This is a genomic window from Microvirga sp. P4_G7 (genome assembly GCF_056401005.1).
Genome location: NZ_JBFUKD010000601.1, coordinates 1 through 2,278, shown reverse-complemented (window position 1 = coordinate 2,278; position 2,278 = coordinate 1). Strand labels below are relative to the sequence as shown.

The window sequence follows — 2,278 nt, the reverse complement described above, 5'->3', positions numbered from 1 at the left end:
CGATCACGTGCTGTTCGTCGGCCCGCCGGGCCTCGGCAAGACGACGCTGGCGCAGATCGTGGCGCGGGAACTCGGCGTCAATTTTCGCTCGACCTCCGGCCCGGTGATCGCGAAGGCGGGCGACCTTGCCGCCCAATTGACCAATCTCGAAGAACGGGACGTGCTGTTCATCGACGAGATCCACCGTCTCAATCCGGCGGTGGAGGAAATCCTCTATCCGGCGATGGAGGATTATCAACTCGACCTGATCATCGGCGAGGGGCCGGCGGCACGCTCGGTGAAGATCGAACTGCCGAAATTCACCCTCGTCGGCGCCACCACCCGCGCCGGCTTGCTCACGACGCCCCTGCGCGATCGCTTCGGCATCCCGATCCGGCTCGAATTCTACACCGTCGACGAGCTCGAGCTCATCGTGCGTCGGGGCGCGCGCGTGCTCGGCATCGGCATGAGTCCTGACGGCGCCAATGAGATCGCGCGGCGGGCGCGCGGCACGCCGCGCATCGCCGGCCGTCTCCTGCGCCGCGTACGCGATTTCGCCATCGTCGACGACGTCACGACCGTCACGCGTGAAATCGCCGACAAGGCGCTTCATCTGCTCGACGTCGATCCCATCGGGCTCGACCAGATGGACCGCAAATACCTCACCACCATCGCGCTTTCCTTCGGCGGCGGACCGGTCGGGATCGAGACGATCGCCGCTGCTCTGTCGGAGCCGCGTGACGCGATCGAGGAAATCATCGAGCCTTACCTGATCCAGAAGGGCTTCGTGCAGCGCACGCCGCGCGGCCGCATCCTCACGCCGCACGCCTTCCGCCACCTCGGCATGGCCGAGCCCAATCGCGAGGCGGCGCAGTTCGGCTTGTTCGGAAGCGACGAGGATGCCTGACAAAACTCCCCCCAAAGCCGCCACGGGCGACGGCGGCGAACAGGAAGCGCCCTTTCCGCACCTGTCCGGCGTGTTGCGGGGACACACGCACATCCTGCCCGTCCGCGTGTRCTACGAAGACACGGATTTCTCCGGCATCGTCTATCACGCCAATTACCTCCGCTTTCTGGAGCGGGGCCGGACGGATTTCCTCCGGCTCGCCGGAGTCGACCAGTCGGTGCTGCATGCGGAAGGGGACGGGATCATTTTCGCGGTGCGTCGCATGACCATCGACTATTTCAAGCCGGCGCGTATGGACGACGTGTTGATCGTCGAAACGCGTACGGCCGAGGTTCGCGGGGCCTCGCTCACGATAGCGCAGAGAATTCTGCGCGGGGAAGACGTTGTCGTTACGGCAGATGTCCGGGTCGCAGCCATATCGGGTGGGCGCCCGACCCGCATTCCCGATCAACTTCGCGCGATTTTGAGCCAGGACGACCCGGCTTAAACCAAGCCTTAACCTTACTCTGTGCTTAACAGGTGACACACCGGGCGGATCGTCGTGCCGCGCCCGTAAGCCCTTATTTTCGACAGATTCAAGGGCGAACGAGCAACGATACGAAAAGAAGATTCACCCAACGCATGCGGTGGGCCGCCAAAGGCTCGTCCGAACAGCGAGGACCGAATATGAACCCGGCTGATGTCGCACAGGCCGCTCCCGTAGTCCACGACATGTCCCTGTTCGGGTTGTTCTGGCAAGCGCATTTCATCGTCAAGCTTGTCATGGTCGGCCTCTTGGGTGCATCCGTCTGGTGCTGGGCGATCATCGTCGACAAGACCCTGCTCTACACCCGCACCAAGCGGGCCATGGACCGGTTCGAGGAAGTCTTCTGGTCCGGTCAATCGCTCGAAGAACTCTATCGCTCGCTGCAAGGCCGCAATCCGACCGGGTTGGCGGCCGTGTTCCTCGCCGCCATGCGCGAATGGAAGCGGTCGTTCGAAGGTTCTGGGCGCTCGTTCCAGAGCCTGTCCCAGCGGATCGACAAGGTGCTCGACGTCACGATCCAGCGCGAAGTGGAGCGTCTCGAAGCGCGCCTCACGGTTCTCGCCTCGATCGGTTCCGCGGGCCCGTATATCGGCCTTTTCGGCACCGTGATCGGCATCATGAATTCCTTCACGTCGATCGCGGCGTCCAAGAACACCAGTCTCGCAGTGGTCGCGCCCGGCATCGCCGAAGCGTTGTTCGCCACCGCCATCGGTCTCTTCGCGGCCATTCCCGCGGTTCTCGCCTACAACAAGCTGCAGAGCCAGGTCGGCAAGCTGCAGTCGCGCCTCGAAGGCTTCGCCGACGAGTTCTCCGCGATCCTCTCCCGCCAGATCGACGAGCGCATCGCGCTCGCGGCTTGACGGAGA

The 2,278-nt window shown here is 63.8% G+C and carries 3 protein-coding genes; all 3 read left to right on the top strand.

The features are described from left to right. Nucleotides 1-886 (top strand): Holliday junction branch migration DNA helicase RuvB (ruvB, locus tag AC1DT3_RS18460; protein WP_477466683.1); only part of this gene is annotated, 886 nt, incomplete at its 5' end. Then, a complete protein-coding gene (gene ybgC / locus AC1DT3_RS18455; protein WP_477466682.1) occupies nt 879-1,373 on the top strand; it encodes a tol-pal system-associated acyl-CoA thioesterase in 495 nt (164 codons plus the stop codon). The genes ruvB and ybgC, both read left to right, overlap by 8 nt. Before the next feature lie 179 nt (nt 1,374-1,552). After that, nucleotides 1,553-2,272: a protein TolQ gene (tolQ, locus tag AC1DT3_RS18450; protein ID WP_477466681.1), complete on the top strand. Its 720-nt coding sequence runs from the start codon at nt 1,553-1,555 to the stop codon at nt 2,270-2,272. Nucleotides 2,273-2,278: the final 6 nt, after the last annotated feature.